Origin of the sequence: Intrasporangium sp. DVR (assembly GCF_040365325.1) — a bacterium.
In the GTDB taxonomy this organism is placed as follows: domain Bacteria; phylum Actinomycetota; class Actinomycetes; order Actinomycetales; family Dermatophilaceae; genus Intrasporangium.
In genome coordinates, this window is the sequence record NZ_BAABZW010000001.1 from 421,164 (window position 1) to 437,728 (window position 16,565).

General features: G+C 71.1%; 17 protein-coding genes. 16 read left to right on the top strand and 1 reads right to left on the bottom strand.

Annotation, left to right across the window (positions count from 1 at the left end; all coding sequences use genetic code 11):
- Nucleotides 1–35: 35 nt before the first annotated feature.
- The 4 genes from ABWV20_RS01990 (at nucleotide 36) to rho (ending at nucleotide 5,985) form a co-directional block, all read left to right on the top strand.
- Nucleotides 36–1,409 (top strand): homoserine dehydrogenase, encoded by a 1,374-nt coding sequence (locus ABWV20_RS01990; RefSeq protein ID WP_353353064.1) that lies wholly within the window; start codon nucleotides 36–38, stop codon nucleotides 1,407–1,409.
- Nucleotides 1,409–2,503: a threonine synthase gene (thrC, locus tag ABWV20_RS01995; RefSeq protein WP_353353065.1), complete on the top strand. Its 1,095-nt coding sequence runs from the start codon at nucleotides 1,409–1,411 to the stop codon at nucleotides 2,501–2,503. The genes ABWV20_RS01990 and thrC overlap by 1 nt, the downstream gene beginning before the upstream one ends.
- A 1-nt stretch (nucleotide 2,504) precedes the next feature.
- Nucleotides 2,505–3,458 carry a homoserine kinase gene (gene thrB, locus ABWV20_RS02000; RefSeq protein ID WP_353353066.1) on the top strand — a complete coding sequence of 318 codons (954 nt, stop codon included), beginning with the start codon at nucleotides 2,505–2,507 and terminating at the stop codon, nucleotides 3,456–3,458.
- 406 nt (nucleotides 3,459–3,864) lie between these two features.
- A complete protein-coding gene (rho, locus tag ABWV20_RS02005) occupies nucleotides 3,865–5,985 on the top strand; it encodes a transcription termination factor Rho (protein ID WP_502901740.1) in 2,121 nt (706 codons plus the stop codon).
- 99 nt (nucleotides 5,986–6,084) lie between these two features.
- Here the strand turns inward: rho and ABWV20_RS02010 are convergent, their stop codons facing one another.
- Nucleotides 6,085–7,032, bottom strand: coding sequence for a putative endonuclease domain-containing protein (locus ABWV20_RS02010; protein ID WP_353353068.1), 948 nt, complete (start codon nucleotides 7,030–7,032; stop codon nucleotides 6,085–6,087).
- Nucleotides 7,033–7,283: 251 nt separating this feature from the next.
- Between ABWV20_RS02010 and rpmE the strand changes: the two genes are divergently transcribed.
- The 12 genes from rpmE (at nucleotide 7,284) to ABWV20_RS02070 (ending at nucleotide 16,532) form a co-directional block, all read left to right on the top strand.
- The gene (gene rpmE, locus ABWV20_RS02015; RefSeq protein WP_353353069.1) at nucleotides 7,284–7,499 is read left to right on the top strand and encodes a 50S ribosomal protein L31; all 216 of its coding nucleotides are present in this window, start codon (nucleotides 7,284–7,286) and stop codon (nucleotides 7,497–7,499) included.
- Nucleotides 7,500–7,589: 90 nt separating this feature from the next.
- Nucleotides 7,590–8,666 (top strand): peptide chain release factor 1, encoded by a 1,077-nt coding sequence (gene prfA / locus ABWV20_RS02020; protein ID WP_353353070.1) that lies wholly within the window; start codon nucleotides 7,590–7,592, stop codon nucleotides 8,664–8,666.
- Complete coding sequence (prmC, locus tag ABWV20_RS02025) at nucleotides 8,663–9,538, top strand: peptide chain release factor N(5)-glutamine methyltransferase (RefSeq protein ID WP_353353072.1); 876 nt, start codon at nucleotides 8,663–8,665, stop codon at nucleotides 9,536–9,538. The genes prfA and prmC overlap by 4 nt, the downstream gene beginning before the upstream one ends.
- Nucleotides 9,539–9,581: 43 nt before the next feature.
- Nucleotides 9,582–10,391, top strand: coding sequence for an L-threonylcarbamoyladenylate synthase (locus ABWV20_RS02030; RefSeq protein ID WP_353353073.1), 810 nt, complete (start codon nucleotides 9,582–9,584; stop codon nucleotides 10,389–10,391).
- A 57-nt stretch (nucleotides 10,392–10,448) separates the two neighbouring features.
- Nucleotides 10,449–11,729: a serine hydroxymethyltransferase gene (gene glyA, locus ABWV20_RS02035; RefSeq protein ID WP_353353074.1), complete on the top strand. Its 1,281-nt coding sequence runs from the start codon at nucleotides 10,449–10,451 to the stop codon at nucleotides 11,727–11,729.
- A 78-nt stretch (nucleotides 11,730–11,807) separates the two neighbouring features.
- Nucleotides 11,808–12,905 (top strand): glycosyltransferase family 4 protein, encoded by a 1,098-nt coding sequence (locus tag ABWV20_RS02040; RefSeq protein WP_353353075.1) that lies wholly within the window; start codon nucleotides 11,808–11,810, stop codon nucleotides 12,903–12,905.
- 112 nt (nucleotides 12,906–13,017) lie between these two features.
- The gene (locus tag ABWV20_RS02045) at nucleotides 13,018–13,458 is read left to right on the top strand and encodes a Cg1360 family ATP-synthase-associated protein (RefSeq protein ID WP_353353076.1); all 441 of its coding nucleotides are present in this window, start codon (nucleotides 13,018–13,020) and stop codon (nucleotides 13,456–13,458) included.
- A gap of 24 nt (nucleotides 13,459–13,482) precedes the next feature.
- Nucleotides 13,483–13,800, top strand: coding sequence for a hypothetical protein (locus tag ABWV20_RS02050; RefSeq protein ID WP_353353077.1), 318 nt, complete (start codon nucleotides 13,483–13,485; stop codon nucleotides 13,798–13,800).
- Between the two features lie 148 nt (nucleotides 13,801–13,948).
- A complete protein-coding gene (gene atpB / locus ABWV20_RS02055; RefSeq protein WP_353353078.1) occupies nucleotides 13,949–14,761 on the top strand; it encodes a F0F1 ATP synthase subunit A in 813 nt (270 codons plus the stop codon).
- 105 nt (nucleotides 14,762–14,866) lie between these two features.
- Nucleotides 14,867–15,067: an ATP synthase F0 subunit C gene (locus ABWV20_RS02060; RefSeq protein ID WP_272461940.1), complete on the top strand. Its 201-nt coding sequence runs from the start codon at nucleotides 14,867–14,869 to the stop codon at nucleotides 15,065–15,067.
- Nucleotides 15,068–15,153: 86 nt separating this feature from the next.
- Nucleotides 15,154–15,720, top strand: a complete 567-nt coding sequence (locus tag ABWV20_RS02065; RefSeq protein ID WP_353353203.1) for a F0F1 ATP synthase subunit B — start codon at nucleotides 15,154–15,156, stop codon at nucleotides 15,718–15,720.
- Complete coding sequence (locus ABWV20_RS02070) at nucleotides 15,720–16,532, top strand: F0F1 ATP synthase subunit delta (RefSeq protein WP_353353079.1); 813 nt, start codon at nucleotides 15,720–15,722, stop codon at nucleotides 16,530–16,532. Before ABWV20_RS02065 ends, ABWV20_RS02070 begins: the two co-directional genes overlap by 1 nt.
- Nucleotides 16,533–16,565: the final 33 nt, after the last annotated feature.

Consider the following 16,565-nt stretch of genomic DNA (forward strand, 5'->3'; position numbering starts at 1 on the left):
GATTCGCACGTGGACACTGATGTGAGGACCGTGCTGTGAGCGCCCGCCAGCCCCTCCGCGTCGCCCTCCTCGGTGCCGGCGTCGTCGGCGGTGCCGTGGCCCGACACCTCACGCAACGCGCCGACGACATGGCAGCGCGAGTCGGTGTGCCGCTCGAGGTCGTCGGCATCGCGGTGCGCCGGGCCGGCCGGGACCGCTCCGAGCTCGGCGTCGACGCCTCGCTCTTCACCACCGACGCAGAGGAGCTCGTGACCCGCGCCGACCTCGTCGTCGAGGTCATCGGTGGCATCGAGCCGGCCCGCTCGCTCATCCTCCGGGCGATGGAGCACGGCGCCTCCGTCGTCACCGCCAACAAGGCCCTCCTCGCCGAGGACGGCCCGCGACTCTACGCGGCCGCGGCCAAGCACGGCGTCGACCTGTACTACGAGGCCGCGGTCGCCGGGGCGATTCCCCTGCTCCGGCCGCTGCGCGAGTCGCTCGCGGGCGACGAGGTCCGCAAGGTGCTGGGCATCGTCAACGGCACCACCAACTACGTCCTCGACAAGATGGACACGACGGGCGCGGGTTTCCAGGACGCGGTCGAGCAGGCCCAGGCGCTCGGCTACGCGGAGGCCGACCCGACCGCCGACGTGGAGGGCTTCGACGCCGCCGCCAAGGCCGCCATCCTCGCTTCCCTCGCCTTCCACACCAGGGTGTCGGGCAGCGACGTCTACCGCGAGGGCATCACCGAGGTCTCGGCCGCGGACGTCGCCGCCGCCCGTGAGATGGACTGCGTCGTCAAGCTGCTCGCCATCTGCGAGCGCACCGACGGCGGGGTCTCGGTCCGGGTGCACCCGGCGATGATTCCCCGGTCGCACCCGCTCGCAGGGGTCCGGGAGGCCTTCAACGCCGTCTTCGTCGAGGCCGATGCCGCCGGACAGCTGATGTTCTACGGACGCGGGGCGGGCGGCGAGCCGACCGCCTCGGCCGTCCTCGGGGACCTCGTCGCCGTGGCCCGGCACCGGGTCGGCGGCGGGCTCGGGCCGGGAGAGTCGAGCTACGCCGACCTGCCGATCCTGTCGATGGGCGACGCCCAGACGCGCTACCACGTCAGCCTCGACGTGGCCGACCGCTCCGGTGTCCTGGCGAAGGTCGCGGCTGCGTTCGCCGCACACGACGTCTCGATCGAGACCGTGCGCCAGCAGCTCGTCCCCGCTGACGACGACGCCGACCCAGCGGGTGGCGCGACCGGCGGCGGTCCCGACGCCAGCGGCGCTCGCAACGGCACCGGCGCGGGTACTGGCCGGGCCAACCTCATCATCGTCACGCACACCGCCACGGACGCAGCGCTGTCCGCGACCGTCGCGAGCCTCCGGACTCTCGACGTGGTCCGTGGCGTCAACTCCGTCATGCGCGTGGAAGGCTCCTGATGGCTCACCAGTGGCGCGGAGTGATCCGCGAGTACGCCGACCGGCTGCCCCTCCTCGAGGGTGCCCCCGTGGTCACGCTCCACGAGGGTGGCACGCCGCTGATCCACGCGGCGAAGTTGTCCGAGCGCGTCGGCGCCGAGGTCCACCTCAAGTACGAAGGACTGAACCCGACCGGCTCGTTCAAGGACCGCGGCATGACCACGGCGATCAGCGTCGCCGCCAAGCACGGTGCCCGGGCCGTCATCGCGGCCAGCACCGGCAACACGAGTGCCTCGGCCGCCGCCTACGCCACCAAGGCAGGCATGGCCTGCGGCGTGCTCGTCCCCGACGGCAAGATCGCCATGGGCAAGCTGAGCCAGGCGATCGCACACGGTGCGACGCTGCTGCAGGTCGAGGGCAACTTCGACGACTGCCTGACCCTGGCCCGCAAGCTTGCCGAGGCCTACCCCGTGGAGCTCGTCAACTCGGTCAACCCGGCCCGGATCGAGGGGCAGAAGACGGCCGCCTTCGAGATCGTCGACGCCCTCGGTGACGCGCCGGACATCCACTGCCTGCCCGTGGGCAACGCCGGCAACATCACCGCCTACTGGAAGGGCTACCGCGAGTACTCCGCGGATCCCGCGGTCAGCGAGCAGCCGGGTCCCGCGAGGCAGCTGCCGCGGATGTGGGGCTTCCAGGCTGCAGGCGCAGCTCCCCTCGTGCTCGGCCACCCCGTCGACCACCCCGAGACCATCGCCACGGCGATCCGCATCGGCAACCCCGCGTCGTGGGGCCAGGCCATCGCTGCCCGCGACGAGTCGGGCGGCCGCATCGACGCGGTCACCGACGAGCAGATCCTCGAGGCGCACCGCTACCTCTCTGCCGAGGAGGGCGTCTTCGTCGAGCCCGGCTCCGCGGCCTCGGTGGCGGGCCTGCTCGCGAGCCATGCCGCGGGCCTCGTCCCGGCCGGTGCGCGGATCGTCTGCACGGTCACCGGTCACGGGCTCAAGGACCCGCAGTGGGCGCTGCGGACGGCCGACGGCTCAGACGTGACCCCGACCCGCATCCCCCTCGACGCCTATACCGCAGCGCACGCCCTCGGGCTCGAGGACTGACGTGACCACCGCGGCACGCTCGGTGCGGATCCGCGTCCCGGCGAGCACGGCCAACCTCGGTCCAGGTTTCGACTCCATCGGCCTGGCGCTCGGACTGTGGGACGAGTACGTCGCCACGGCCCTCGACACCCCGACCCTCGAGGTCCAGGTGACGGGGGAGGGGTCCACTGAGGTGCCGACGGACGAGTCGCACCTCGTCGTGCGCACCATGCGCCACACGTGGGAGGTGCTGGGCGTCACCGCCCCGGCGGGGCTCCGGCTGGCAGCGTGCAATGGCGTCCCCCACGGCCGCGGCCTGGGCTCGTCCGCCACCGCGATCGTCGCGGGCGTCGTTGCGGCACAAGCATTGTCGTATGCCGCTGAGCTCGCTCCCGGCGCGCCCGTGCCCCTTGACCTCGTGGTGGCGTCCCACCTCGCGAGTCTGCTCGAGGGCCATCCGGACAACGCGTCCGCCAGTGTCTACGGCGGTCTCACCGTGAGCTGGATGCCGGACGGCACCGGCGCCGACCTCGGTGAGACGACGGTGACCGCCCGCCCGGTCCTGCATCCTGATGTCGACGTCGTCGCCTTCGTCCCGGACCAGCAGCTGGCCACTCGACACGCCCGGGCCGTCCTCCCGTCGTCGGTGCCGTTGCAGCACGCCGCCGCCAACAGCGGGCGGGCTGCGCTCCTCGTCCACGCCCTGACGACCGAGCCGGTGCACCTGCACGCCGCCACCCGGGACTGGTTGCACCAGGAGCCCCGCCGCGCGTCCTACCCCGAGTCGATGCGGCTCGTCGACGCCCTGCGCGCCCAGGGGCACGCCGCCGTCATCTCCGGAGCCGGCCCGACCGTGCTCGTCCTGACGACCCGCGACCGGGCGTCCCTCGTCGTGGCGCCAGCCGGGCTGCACCAGTGGGCCAGGTTGACCCCCGGCATCCCGACGACCGGCGTCACCGCAGTCGTCGCCACCTGAGCCGCAGGGCCCTGCACCACACCGGGCACCCTGCCACGCCCCGGGATCCGGCGTCGTGCGTGGCACGGCAGCCGCTGTGGTGCCGTGGGCGGGCGGGAGGAGCGGGAGGAGCGGGAGGGGCGGGGACCTGGGAACGAGCCCAGCGGCATACGGTGTGACCGGGCGGACGCGCGAGGCTGGGACGGCGGTGCTAGAGTGAGGGCGCACCAAGGCCGCACGACGCAGGCTGGTGCATTCACCCCCACACTGAGGCGATTGTCTCTCGGCGCTGTGCGCCGACGTGGATCTCGATAGGCCAGAGTCACTGGCCCCAGTCCGGCCCCGTGGGATCTCCCGGGCCGCAAACGAGGGGGAAGGATCCTTCGTGTCAGAAACCACCACCCGTCCCGTGTCAGGTCTTTCCGCAATGAAGCTGGACGAGCTCAAGACCGTGGCCACGTCGATGGGAATCAAGGGCACCGCGAGGATGCGCAAGAGCGATCTCGTCGAGGCCATCAAGGCTCGGCAGTCCGGCGGCTCGCCGGCTCCCGAAACGGCTCCGTCCGACGCCTCCGCCCCAGCGCGGGCTCCGCGGCGAGCGAGCCGCGAAGCCGGTTCGGCCAGCGCGCCGGCAGACCAGGTGTCGCGGGAGAGCGCTCCGCCGAGCGTCGAGCCGGCACCCCAGCAGGCACCCCAGCAGGCACCCCAGCAGGCACCCCAGCAGGCACCCCGGCAGGACAACGAGCGGGGCGCCGGCCGGCCGGACCGAGCGACCGGTCGTCGTGCCGGCCAGCCGGACCGGGCGGAGCGCGCGGCCGAGGCCGTGGCAGCCGTCTCCGTCGAGGCCGGCGTCCGGCAGGACCGCACCGGGTCCCGTCCCGAGGCGTCTCCGGAAGCGGACGTCCGCGGGTCCGAACGGCCGGGCCGCGAGCGACCTGAGGGGGACCGCCAGGAGGCCGACCGCCAGGAGCACGAGGGCCGACGCCAGCGCGAGCGCCGTGACCGCCGTGACCGGCAGCAGGACCGCGACATCCGGCAGGACAACCGGCAGGACGCCCGTCAGGAGAACCGGCCGGAGAACCGTCAGGAGAACCGGCAGGAGAACCGGCCGGACAACCGGCAGGAGAACCGGCAGGAGAACCGCCAGGACTCCCGTCAGGACGACCGGCAGGGCCGCGAAGCCCAGGACCGTGGCGACCGCGACGGTCAGGAGGCCCGGGACAGCCGGGACGTCCGGGACGGCCAGCAGGTGGGCGGCAGATACGACGACGACGACCGCGGCGGCAACCGTCGCAGCCGCAACCGTCAGCGCAGCCGGGACCGCAAGCGCGGCCGCGGGGTCCCCGGTCAGGAGTGGACCGAGGCGGAGCCCCAGATCGGTGACGACGACGTCCTCGTCCCGGTGGCCGGAATTCTCGACGTGCTCGAGAACTACGCCTTCGTCCGCACCTCCGGGTACCTGCCCGGCCCGAGCGACGTCTACGTCCCGCTCGGCATGGTCAAGAAGCACGGCCTGCGCAAGGGTGACGCCGTCACGGGCGCGGTCAAGGCGCTGCGTGAGGGTGAGCAGCCGACCGGCAACGTCGGGCGCCAGAAGTTCAACGCGCTCGTCCGCCTCGACAGCGTCAACGGGCAGAGCGCCGACGACGCGCTCAAGCGGGTGGAGTTCGGCAAGCTCACCCCGCTCTACCCGCAGCAGCGGCTGCGGCTCGAGACCGAGCCTGGCCAGCTGACGACCCGGATCATCGACCTCGTCGCGCCGATCGGCAAGGGCCAGCGGGGCCTCATCGTCGCCCCGGCGAAGGCCGGCAAGACGATGGTCATGCAGGCCCTCGCCAACGCCATCACGACGAACAACCCCGAGTGCCACCTGATGGTCGTCCTCGTCGACGAGCGACCCGAAGAGGTCACCGAGATGCAGCGCGCCGTGAAGGGCGAGGTCATCGCCTCGACCTTCGACCGTCCGGCCGACGACCACACGACGGTCGCCGAGCTCGCCATCGAGCGGGCCAAGCGTCTCGTCGAGCTCGGCCACGACGTCGTCGTCCTCCTCGACTCGATCACCAAGCTGGGCCGCGCCTACAACCTGTCGGCACCGGCAAGCGGCCGGATCCTCTCGGGCGGCGTGGACTCGGCCGCGCTCTACCCCCCGAAGAAGTTCTTCGGGGCGGCGCGCAACATCGAGAACGGCGGTTCCCTGACGATCCTCGCCACGGCTCTCGTCGAGACCGGGTCGAAGATGGACGAGGTGATCTTCGAGGAGTTCAAGGGCACCGGCAACATGGAGCTCAAGCTCGACCGGCAGCTGGCCAACCGGCGCATCTTCCCCTCGGTCGACATCAACGCGTCGGGCACGCGTCGCGAGGAGATCCTGCTCGCCAGCGAGGAGCTGAAGATCATGTGGAAGCTCCGCCGCGTCCTGGGCGGGCTCGACAGCCAGCAGGCGATCGAGCTGCTCCTCGACCGACTCAAGAAGACGAAGACGAACTACGAGTTCCTGACCCAGGTCCAGGCGACGAGCAGCAGCAAGCTCGACGACGAGGCCTGACCCGACTCCGTGGGTCCGTGGGTCCGTGGGTCCGTGGGTCCGTGGGTCCGTGGTGCCAGGCGAACAGCCAGTTGTTCGCCTGGCACCACTTTCATGGGGTCATGCCGCTCGCAGCGCCCGATGCCCCTGGACGACTTGGGCCATGAACCGGTCCGGGGCGAGGCGCAGCCCCAGCACGGGAATCCGCAGCACCGCAGCTCCGGCCAGGACCACCGCGTTCTGGCGGAGCGCATCGTCGACCGGAGACAGGGCGAGGGCGTGGTGGCCGCCGTCGATCTCGATAACGAGGCCGATGTCCTCCCACGCCACATCGAGATAGACCCTCCCACCCGGCAGCGTGCGGACGACCTGTCGGCTCGGCTCCGGGAGGCCGTACTCGCGGCACAGGCGCGCGAAGTCCAGCTCGCCCAACGACTGGGCGCCGTCGCACACGTCTCGGATCACCCGCCCCAGAATGGACTCGCGTGGACGCCTCGCCAGGGCGGTCCAGGCGGCCAGGATTCGCTCCGGTGGGACGAGCCGTTGCTGGAGGACCAGGCACACGATGAGGGCTGCCTGGCGGTCCGACTTCGCCCAGCCCGCCGCCCGCAGCGTTGCGACCTCGGGCCTTACCCTCGGCAGGCCTGCCGTGATGGTCTGGCCGACCACACGGCGCCGATGAAGCCGCACGCCCTGGACCTGGTGATGCCGGTTGTTGGCCGGCATCGTGACGTCGACGCAGTCGGCGCTGAAGCCCTTGAGGCCGGCTGCGATCAGGGCTGACACGCCGTCCAGCACCGCACCGCTCCCGCTCTCCCAGAGCGCCTGCCACAGGACGCCCTCCCCACGCGGTGCCTCGGTGCCGATGACGACCGTCTGTCGGCCGGCCAGGCGCCACCGACCCGCCGCCACCTCCGAGGCGACGTCGAACCTCGTCAGACCCACGGCGCGCAGGGCACGGCGGTGCGCGACTCCACCATGCATCTCGGCGATCGCCTGCGCCTTCTCGTGCCGGACCGCCCGACTCGTGCGCCAGGTCCGCTGCGCGGATTCTCGCTCGGCAGGCATGTCCACGATTGTGGGTGACCAGTCACCTCCCGCGCGGGGCCCCTGTGGACGGCGACGCTCTGTGCTGCCAAGCGAACAACCTGATGTTCGCTTGGCAGCACGGGGAAGAGCACTGCCGGGCCGAGAGGGCTGGGGAATGCCGGCCGCCGTCCAGGCGTTTTGGGCAAGGTGCGCCATCTCTGGCACACTCTTCCTTTGGACCGGTTCACGGCATGCGCGCCGACCCGGCCACTCAAACCAAGGAGACTGTCTTGAAGAAGGACCTTCACCCCGAATACGTGGAGACCCAGGTCACCTGTACCTGCGGCAACACCTTCACGACCCGCAGCACCGCGAAGAACGGCGCCATCCACGCTGACGTCTGCTCGCAGTGCCACCCGTTCTACACGGGCAAGCAGAAGATCCTCGACACCGGTGGCCGCGTGGCCCGGTTCGAGGCCCGTTACGGCAAGAAGGCCGCCAAGTAGGTCTCCCGCTCGCCGGCTCCCACGACTACGGTCGTCGGGGGCCGGCGTTCGTCTTTTCCAGCGGCACCGGCCAGACCAGAGGTGGACACCATGCTCGAGTCAGTCCAGGCGATTCTCGATGAGTACGCCGACCTCGAGGCCCGCCTCGCCGACCCGGCGGTCCACGGCGACCAGAGCCTCGTCCGCACGCTGAACAAGCGCTACGCCGCCCTCGGGCCGACGGTCGCGAGTGCACGGGCCTGGCAGGCGGCCCGCGACGACCTCGAGGCCGCCCGCGAGCTGGCGACCGAGGACAGCGCCTTCGCCGAGGAGGTCCCCGCACTGGAGGAGACCCTCGCCGAGGCGGAGGAGCACCTCCGGCGCCAGCTCATCCCGCGCGACCCCGACGACGACCGCGACGTCATCCTCGAGGTCAAGGCGGGGGAGGGCGGTGACGAGTCGGCCCTCTTCGCCGGCGACCTGCTGCGCATGTACCTCCGTTACGCGGAGCGACGGGGCTGGAAGGTCGAGGTGGAGGACGCGACCGAGTCCGACCTGGGCGGCTACAAGGACGTCCGCGTCTCGATCAGGGCCAAGGGCACGCCGGGCCCGGGGGAGGCTCCGTGGGCCCGGCTCAAGTACGAGGGAGGGGTCCACCGGGTCCAGCGGGTGCCGGTCACCGAGTCGCAGGGCCGGATCCACACGAGTGCTGCCGGTGTGCTCGTCATGCCGGAGGCGGAGGATGTCGAGGTCACCATCGACCCCCACGACCTGCGCATCGACGTCTACCGCAGCTCTGGGCCCGGTGGGCAGAGCGTCAACACGACCGACTCCGCGGTCCGGATCACCCACCTGCCGACGGGTCTCGTCGTCTCCTGCCAGAACGAGAAGAGCCAGCTGCAGAACAAGGAGGCCGCTCTCCGTGTGCTGCGCGCGCGCCTGCACCAGCTCGCGAAGGACGAGGCGGACGCCGAGGCCTCCGCGGCCCGCCGCAGCCAGGTGCGCACCGTCGACCGGTCGGAGCGGATCCGCACCTACAACTACCCGGAGAACCGGATCGCCGACCACCGCACGGGCTACAAGTCCTACAACCTCGACGCGGTCCTCGACGGGGACCTCGACCCGGTCGTCCAGTCCGCGCTCGAGGCGGACGAGGCGGCCCAGCTCGCCGCCCTGGTCGAGTCATGACCGAGCTGCGCGATGTTGTCCGCGCGGCCACCTCGACGCTGCGGGAGGCCGGCGTCGCGTCTCCCGACGTCGATGCGGTCGAGCTGGCGGCCCATGTCCTCGGCGTCGACGCGGCCGAGGTGCGGCGGCTCATGATCGTGGGGGGATCGCTGACCGACCTCTTCGAGCAGTCGTACGCCGCTGTGCTCGCTGAGCGCGCCCGGCGGGTCCCGCTCCAGCACCTCACCGGACGCGCCCACTTCCGCACCCTGACCCTGCACGTGGGGCCCGGGGTCTTCGTGCCTCGCCCGGAGACGGAGGTCCTCGTGGAGCTCGCCCTCGCGGAGGTCGACCGCATCCGGGGGACCCGGCCCAGCGGCATACGGCTGGTCGACCTGTGCTCCGGCTCGGGAGCGATCCCCTTCGCCGTCAAGGCGGAGCGCCCGCACGTCGAGGTGCGCGCCCTCGAGCTCTCCGGGGACGCGGTGGCGTGGGCCACGGCGAACCGGGACCGGCTCGGCCTCGACGTCGAGATCGTCGAGGGCGATGCGACGGAGCCGGCCTTCGAGGACTGGACGGGGAGCGTCGACCTCGTCACGGTGAACCCGCCCTACATCCCCACGACCTCCGTCCCCATCGACCCCGAGGTGCGCGACCACGACCCGGAGGTGGCGCTCTACGGCGGCAGCGAGGACGGGCTGGCGATCCCCGTGCTGGTCGCGGCGGCGGCGGCGCAGCTGCTCGGGCCGGGGGGCCTGCTCCTCATGGAGCATGCCGACACCCAGGGAGAGTCGCTGCCCGACCGGCTGGCCCGCACCGGCCACTGGAGCGGCGTCGTCGACCACGACGACCTCTCCGGTCGTCCCAGGGTGACCGCAGCCCGGCGAGCCTGACGCCGGCACGGGACGCGGGCCCCGTCGCAGTAGGCTCTGCCGCGTGAGTGAGCGCTACGACTGCACCGACCCGACGGGCCGAGCGGACGGCATGGCTGCGGCGGGAGCCGCGATCCGCACCGGCCGGCTCGTCGTCCTGCCCACGGACACCGTCTATGGCGTCGGGTGCGACGCGTTCGACGCCGACGCGGTCGCTGCGGTCCTCGCTGCCAAGGGGCGCGGCCGTGACATGCCGCCGCCGGTCCTCATCCCGACCGCGCGCACCGCGCACGGCCTGGCGACGCAGCTCCCGGACTACGCGCAGAGGCTGATGGAGCATTTCTGGCCCGGCCCGCTCACGCTCGTCCTCAAGGCGCAGACGTCGCTGCACTGGGACCTCGGCGACACCAACGGCACCGTCGCCCTCCGCGTCCCCGACAACGAGATCGCCCTCGAGCTGCTCCGGGACATCGGGCCGATGGCCGTCACGAGCGCCAACACCACCGGCGCGCCGGCGGCCCGGACCGCCGCCGAGGCGCAGGAGATGCTGGGCGAGTCGGTCGCCGTCTACCTCGACGGCGGCACGAGCACCGACGCGGCCCCGTCGACGATCATCGACTGCACCGGAGCCGAGCCGCGCACGCTTCGACTCGGTGCGCTGTCGCAGGCGCAGATCGACGCCGTGCTCGCCCCCGAGCCCGAGACGGAGCCAGAGCCCGTGTCGGAGCCCGTGTCGGAACCCGTGTCGGAGCCCGTGTCGGAGCCCGGGACGGAGGATGCGCCCGTGGGGGAGGACGCGCCCGTGGGGGAGCCCGACCCGCAGGACGCCCCATCGACGGAGAGCCCTGAGCACGGCACCGGGCCCACGGCCTAGAGTTGGCCTGCACAGCGCCACCTCGAACGCACCCAGCATCAGCTACGGAGATCTCCCATGCCTGACGACCCGACGTTCTACGGCTCCGACTTCGGGGCCCTCCAGTCCTTCGACCCGGAGATCGCAGGAGTGCTCCTCTCGGAGCTCGACCGCATCCGCGGGGGACTTCAGCTCATCGCGAGCGAGAACATCAGCTCCCCGGCCGTGCTGACCGCGCTCGGCTCCGTGCTGTCCAACAAGTACGCCGAGGGCTACCCGGGCCGGCGCTACTACGGCGGCTGCTCCGAGGTCGACAAGGCCGAGCAGATCGCCATCGACCGGGCCAAGGAGCTCTTCGGGGCCGAGCACGCCAACGTCCAGGCCCACTCCGGTGCCTCGGCCAACCAGGCCGTCTACGGCGCCTTCATGCAGCCGGGCGACACGCTCCTGGCGATGAGCCTGCCCATGGGTGGCCACCTGACCCACGGGTCCAAGGTGTCCTTCTCCGGCAAGTGGTTCAACGCCGTCGGCTACGGCGTCGACCGCGAGACCGAGGACATCGACTACGCCCAGGTCGAGGCGCTCGCCAAGGAGCACCGCCCCAAGGTGATCTGTGCGGGCGGCTCGGCGATCCCGCGCCTCATCGACTTCGAGCGGTTCCGCGCCATCGCCGACGAGGTCGGGGCGATCCTCTGGGTCGACGCGGCGCACTTCATCGGCCTCGTCGCGGGGCGGGCGATCCCGTCGCCCGTGCCGTACGCCGACGTCGTGACCTTCACGACCCACAAGGTCCTCCGCGGCCCGCGGTCCGGCGCACTGGTCTGCAAGGCCGAGCACGCCGCGGCCCTCGACAAGGCGATCTTCCCGATGATGCAGGGCGGCCCGCAGATGCACACCATCGCGGCGAAGGCGGTCAACTTCAAGGAGTGCGCCACCCCCGAGTACGCCCAGTACGCCAAGGACGTCATCGCCAACAGCAGGCAGCTGGCCCAGTCCCTCAAGGAGGTCGGCATCCGGCCGACCACCGGCGGCACGGACACGCACCTGGCCCTGCTCGACCTGCAGGGGATCGGCGTCACCGGCAAGGACGCCGAGGCTCGCTCCGACGCGGCCGGGATCGTGCTCAACAAGAACGCCATCCCGTTCGACCCCCAGAAGCCGAACATCGCGTCCGGCATCCGGGTCGGCACCCCGTCGGTGACGACCCAGGGGATGGGCCTCGAGGAGATGAAGACCATCGCGCGCCTGATCCACACCGCCGTCACCAAGGGCGACGGTGACCCCGCCTCGGTGGTCAGCCAGGAGGTCCGGGCCGAGGTCACCGACCTCGTCACGCGGTTCCCTGCCTACCCGCGCTGAGAGCCGGTGCCACAGACCAAGCCGGCGTATGCCGCTGGGCCAGCTCAGCGGCATACGCCCTCGTCGTTGGGTGGCTGAGTGCACGAATACGTCCTGATCCTCATCGTCGCGGCCGGCGTGACGTACATCGCCACCCCCTTCGTGCGCAGCCTCGCCGTCGCGACCGGGGCCTTCACCGCCGTGCGGGATCGCGACGTCCACACGACCCCGATCCCGCGCCTCGGCGGTGTCGGGATCTACCTCGGCTTCGTGGCGGCGGCGCTCGTCGCCCGCAACCTGCCCTACCTCGGCACCCTGTTCGGCGACCGGCAGATCCTCGGGGTGCTCGCAGCCGGGGGCATCGTCTGTCTGCTCGGGGCGTTCGACGACATCCGCGAGCTCGACTGGCTCACCAAGCTCGCCGGGCAGATCCTCGCCGCCGGCCTGATGGCCTACGCCGGGGTGCAGCTGCTGTCGCTGCCGATCTCGGGGACGACGATCCTGCCGACCCCGGTCCTCGTCCTCTTCACCGTGCTCGTCGTCATCGCGTCCACGAACGCCGTCAACTTCATCGACGGGCTCGACGGTCTCGCGGCCGGCGTCGTCGGGATCGCCGCGCTCGCCTTCTTCATCTACAGCTACATCGTCTCCCGCGACTTCGTCCCGGCCAACGTCTTCTCCGTCGCCACCCTCATCTCGGCGGCGCTGGTCGGGTGCTGCGCCGGCTTCCTGCCGCACAACTTCAACCCGGCCCGGCTCTTCATGGGCGACTCCGGCGCCCTGACGCTCGGACTGCTCCTGTCCGCGGCGACGATCACCCTCACCGGCAACGTCGACCCGAGCGAGGTGACGGCCAACCAGGTGACCGCCGTCTTCCTGCCACTGCTCGTGCCGATCGCGGTCCTGCTCCTGCCGTTCCTCGACATGCTGCTGGCGGTCATCCGCCGGACCCGGGCCGGCAAGCGGCCCTGGCATCCCGACGCCCTGCACCTGCACCACCGGATGCTGCGGATCGGGCACAGCCACCGGCGGGCCGTGCTCATCATGTACCTCTGGGCGGCCATCGTCGCGCTCGGCTCCGTCTCGTTCGTCGTGTGGGAGGGGTGGCGGCCCCTGGGGGTCATCTCGGTGGCCACCGTGATCGGGGTGCTTCTCACGGTGTGGCTGCCGAAGTGGAGGCCGCACCAGCGCTTGTGATACCTTTCACAAGCACCGGGAGGCGTCATCGATGCTGCTCGCCCTCCGGCCTGATCGCCCCCTTTCGCCACCCGATCCCCACCCGATCCCCACCCCGTGAGGTAGCTCAGTCGTGAGGACCAGCCAGAGCCGCGCCCGTGCGTCGTCGCCGGTCCGCTCGATGCTCCGGACCTCCCTGCTGCTCTCCGCGGTCAGCGTGCCGGTGATCACCCTCGGCGCCTGGCTGCTGCGCGGGGCGGACGGCATGGCCTCGGCCCTCATCGGAGCCGGTGTGGCCGTCGCCTTCTTCGTCGTCGGCGGGCTCGGCATGCGTGCCGTCATCGCCGGCGAGGCCGCGCTGTCGATGGCCGGCGCGCTCGTCGTCTACATCGGCCAGCTCATCGCCCTGGTTGCGGTCTTCCTCGTCCTCCGTGGGGCCGACTGGCTCGACGGACGCGCCTTCGCCGCCGCCGCGATCATCCAGACCCTCGTCTGGCAGGTCGGCCAGGTCGTCGGGTTCCGGCGGGGCCGGCACGAGATCTACCCCGACGTCACCCTGCCCTCGGGATCGTGATGTCCATCTCACCCGGAGGTCGCCATGACCGTTCCCCAGCCACCGTCGGACGACCGTCCAGCCCGGCCCGACCAGCCCGACCAGTCCCGGCAGCAGCCGCCGCCGGCCTCGTCCGCGGACGAGCAGCAGCCGGAGAACGTAGTGATCACCGCGGGGAAGTTCGCCTCCGACCAGACCTCGGCCAGTGTGATCGCGTATCTGATCACCGGCCCGGCCGTCTTCGGCGGGCTCGGCCTGCTGCTCGACCGCTGGCTGGGGACCGGCTTCTTCGTGCTCCTCGGCCTGCTCGGTGGGATGGCCCTGTCGTTGTACGTGATCTGGCTCCGGTACGGTACGCCGTAGCATTCTCGGCTGAACGCAACCTGAGCGGTGCGCCGGGCGGGGCCGGTTCGACGGCACACTTCCCACGCGCCCGGGTCGCGACTCGTGACCGCCCCACCCCGAACCGTTCGGCCCGTAGGTGTTCGACATTCATGACCAAGGAGAGCTTGTGAGCTTCAACGTGCTGGCGTCTCCGCTGGGCACCATGGCCCCCGCGGAGGAAGTGAGCCACTTCCCGCCCACGCCCGAGATCTTCTGGCAGCCGATGTTCTCCCTCGGCCCGGTCACGGTCACCCGGGCCATGATCGTCGCCGCGATCTCCGTGGTCGGCATCGCGTGGTGGCTCATCGCGACGACCCAGCGCGCCGCGGTCGTCCCGTCCAAGGGGCAGTTCCTCACCGAGGGCATCTACGGGTTCGTCCGCAACGGCATCGCCAAGGACATGATCGGCAGCAAGGACTTCCTGCGGTTCGTCCCGCTGCTCTTCGCCCTCTTCATCTTCATCCTCGTCAACAACCTCTTCGGCATCACGCCGTTCATCCAGATGCCGACGATGTCCCGCATCGGCTTCCCGATCGCGCTCGTCCTCATCGTCTACGTCGTCTACCACGCCATCGGCATCCAGAAGCGCGGCCTCGTCGGCTACTTCAAGTTCCTCGTCCCGGGCGGCCTGCCGGGCTGGATCGCGCCGTTCATCTTCGTGCTGGAGTTCATCACCTTCTTCATCACGCGCCCGCTGACGCTCGCCCTGCGACTCTTCGGCAACATGTTCGCCGGGCACATGCTCCTCGTCGTCTTCATCGTCGGCGGGTGGGAGCTGTTCCTGGCGGACAGCTTCTTCCTCAAGCTCGCCGCCCTGCCGTCCTGGGTGCTCGCCTTCGCCTTCACCCTGTTCGAGGGCCTGGTGCAGTTCCTGCAGGCCTACGTCTTCACCCTGCTCGCCGCCTCCTACATCGGTGGCGCGCTCGCCGACGAGCACTGATCGTCGGACCCCCGGGCCGGCTCGTCCGGCCCAGCTGAAAACCCCACAGACATCTGGACGGCACGGTGCCGGCAGATCACCAAAACACACGAAAGAGGAAACATCGTGGAAGGCAACCTCTCGCTCGTCGGCTACGGACTCGCGACCATCGGCCCGGCCATCGCCGTCGGCCTGATCTTCGCCGCTTACATCAACGGTGTCGCGCGCCAGCCGGAGTCCGGCAAGCTCCTCCAGCCGATCGCCATTCTCGGCTTCGCCCTCGCCGAGGCGCTCGCGATCTTCGGCCTGGTGCTCTTCTTCCTCTGACGGTCCCGCTCCGGCTCGTCACGCACCGTTCGCAGCACTAGGCACAAGGAGTATCCGTGCAGCTCAATGCCATCCTCCCGGCTCTGATGCCGGGTCAAGAAGAGGAGCCCTCGGCAAGCCTGCCGATCCTCCCGTACCTTCCCGAGCTGGTCTTCGGCCTCATCGCCTTCGCCATCATCTATTGGGTGGTGCAGACGAAGGTCGTCCCGAACCTCGAGAAGGCCTATGCCGAGCGCACCGAGGCCATCCAGGGCGGCATCCTCAAGGCCGAGGAGGCCCAGGCCCAGGCCCAGGCCGCCCTCGAGCAGTACCAGGCCCAGCTGACCGAGGCCAGAGCCGAGGCGTCGCGCATCCGTGAGGACGCCAAGGCGCAGGGCTCGCAGATCATCGCCGAGATGCGTCAGCAGGCCGCCGCGGAGGCTGCGCGCCTCACGGACATCGCCCACAAGCAGATCGAGGCCGAGCGCCAGCAGGCGGTCGTCTCGCTCCGCAACGACGTGGGCCGCATGTCCACCGAGCTGGCGAGCCGCATCGTCGGCGAGTCGCTGCACGACGAGACCCGGCAGAAGGGGATCGTGGAGCGCTTCCTGGCCGAGCTCGAGGCGGGCGACGTCGTCCGTGAGAAGGTCGGCAGCAAGGGTGAGGACGCCTGATGCAGGGATCCTCACGCGTAGCTGCGGCCGGGAGCCGGGAGGCGTTCACCGGCGCCCTCGCGGCGACTGCGGACCGTTCGCGGTTGGCCGAGGAGCTCTTCGCCGTCATCGGTGCCCTGGATGGCAATGCCACCCTGCGCCGGGCCCTCGCCGACCCGTCGCGTGAGGGGGCGGACAAGGCCGCCCTGGCCGAGAAGCTCTTCGCCGGCAAGGTGAGCGCCGAGACGCTCGTCGTCGTCAAGGGTGTCGTCGGGCAGCGCTGGAGCACGGAGCGCGACCTGTCCGACACCCTCGAGGGCTACGCCGTCGAGACGGTCATCGCGTCGGCAGAGGCCGCCGACCACGCCGACCGGGTCGAGGACGAGCTCTTCCACTTCGAGCGGATCGTCGCTGCCGACGAGCAGCTGCGAGGCGCGCTGGGCGACCAGACGGCATCAGCCGAGCGGCGCGCCACACTCGTCGACTCCCTGCTCACGGGCAAGGTGTCCGACGAGACACTCACCCTGGCCCGCCAGGCCGTCGTCGCTCCCCGGGGCCGCCGGTTCGACCGCACCATCAGCCGCTTCCTCGACACGGCCTCGGCCCGTCGCGAGCAGCAGACCGCGACGGTCACCTCCGCCGTGCCGCTCACCGAGGACGACCGCGCCCGTCTGGCCGCGGGCCTCTCGGAGATCTACGGTGGCAAGGTCCACCTCAACACCGTCGTCGACCCCAGGGTCCTCGGCGGCGTCAAGGTCGAGATCGGCGACGAGGTCATCGACGGAACGATCATGCGCAAGCTCGACGCGGCTCGCCGCGCGATGGGCGCGTGACCCACGACCTGCGGAGCCGCGCCGGCCAACCGA

What these genes read in the sequence shown, in the direction of transcription:
- ABWV20_RS02050 (WP_353353077.1), top strand. Translation starts at nt 13,483, where the DNA reads ATGACCGTTCCCCAGCCACCGTCGGACGACCGTCCAGCCCGGCCCGAC.
- ABWV20_RS02065 (WP_353353203.1), top strand. Translation starts at nt 15,154, where the DNA reads ATGCCGGGTCAAGAAGAGGAGCCCTCGGCAAGCCTGCCGATCCTCCCG.
- rho (WP_502901740.1), top strand. Translation starts at nt 3,865, where the DNA reads ATGAAGCTGGACGAGCTCAAGACCGTGGCCACGTCGATGGGAATCAAG.
- glyA (WP_353353074.1), top strand. Translation starts at nt 10,449, where the DNA reads ATGCCTGACGACCCGACGTTCTACGGCTCCGACTTCGGGGCCCTCCAG.
- ABWV20_RS02070 (WP_353353079.1), top strand. Translation starts at nt 15,720, where the DNA reads ATGCAGGGATCCTCACGCGTAGCTGCGGCCGGGAGCCGGGAGGCGTTC.
- thrC (WP_353353065.1), top strand. Translation starts at nt 1,409, where the DNA reads ATGGCTCACCAGTGGCGCGGAGTGATCCGCGAGTACGCCGACCGGCTG.
- prfA (WP_353353070.1), top strand. Translation starts at nt 7,590, where the DNA reads ATGCTCGAGTCAGTCCAGGCGATTCTCGATGAGTACGCCGACCTCGAG.
- prmC (WP_353353072.1), top strand. Translation starts at nt 8,663, where the DNA reads ATGACCGAGCTGCGCGATGTTGTCCGCGCGGCCACCTCGACGCTGCGG.
- ABWV20_RS02010 (WP_353353068.1), bottom strand. Translation starts at nt 7,032, where the DNA reads ATGCCTGCCGAGCGAGAATCCGCGCAGCGGACCTGGCGCACGAGTCGG.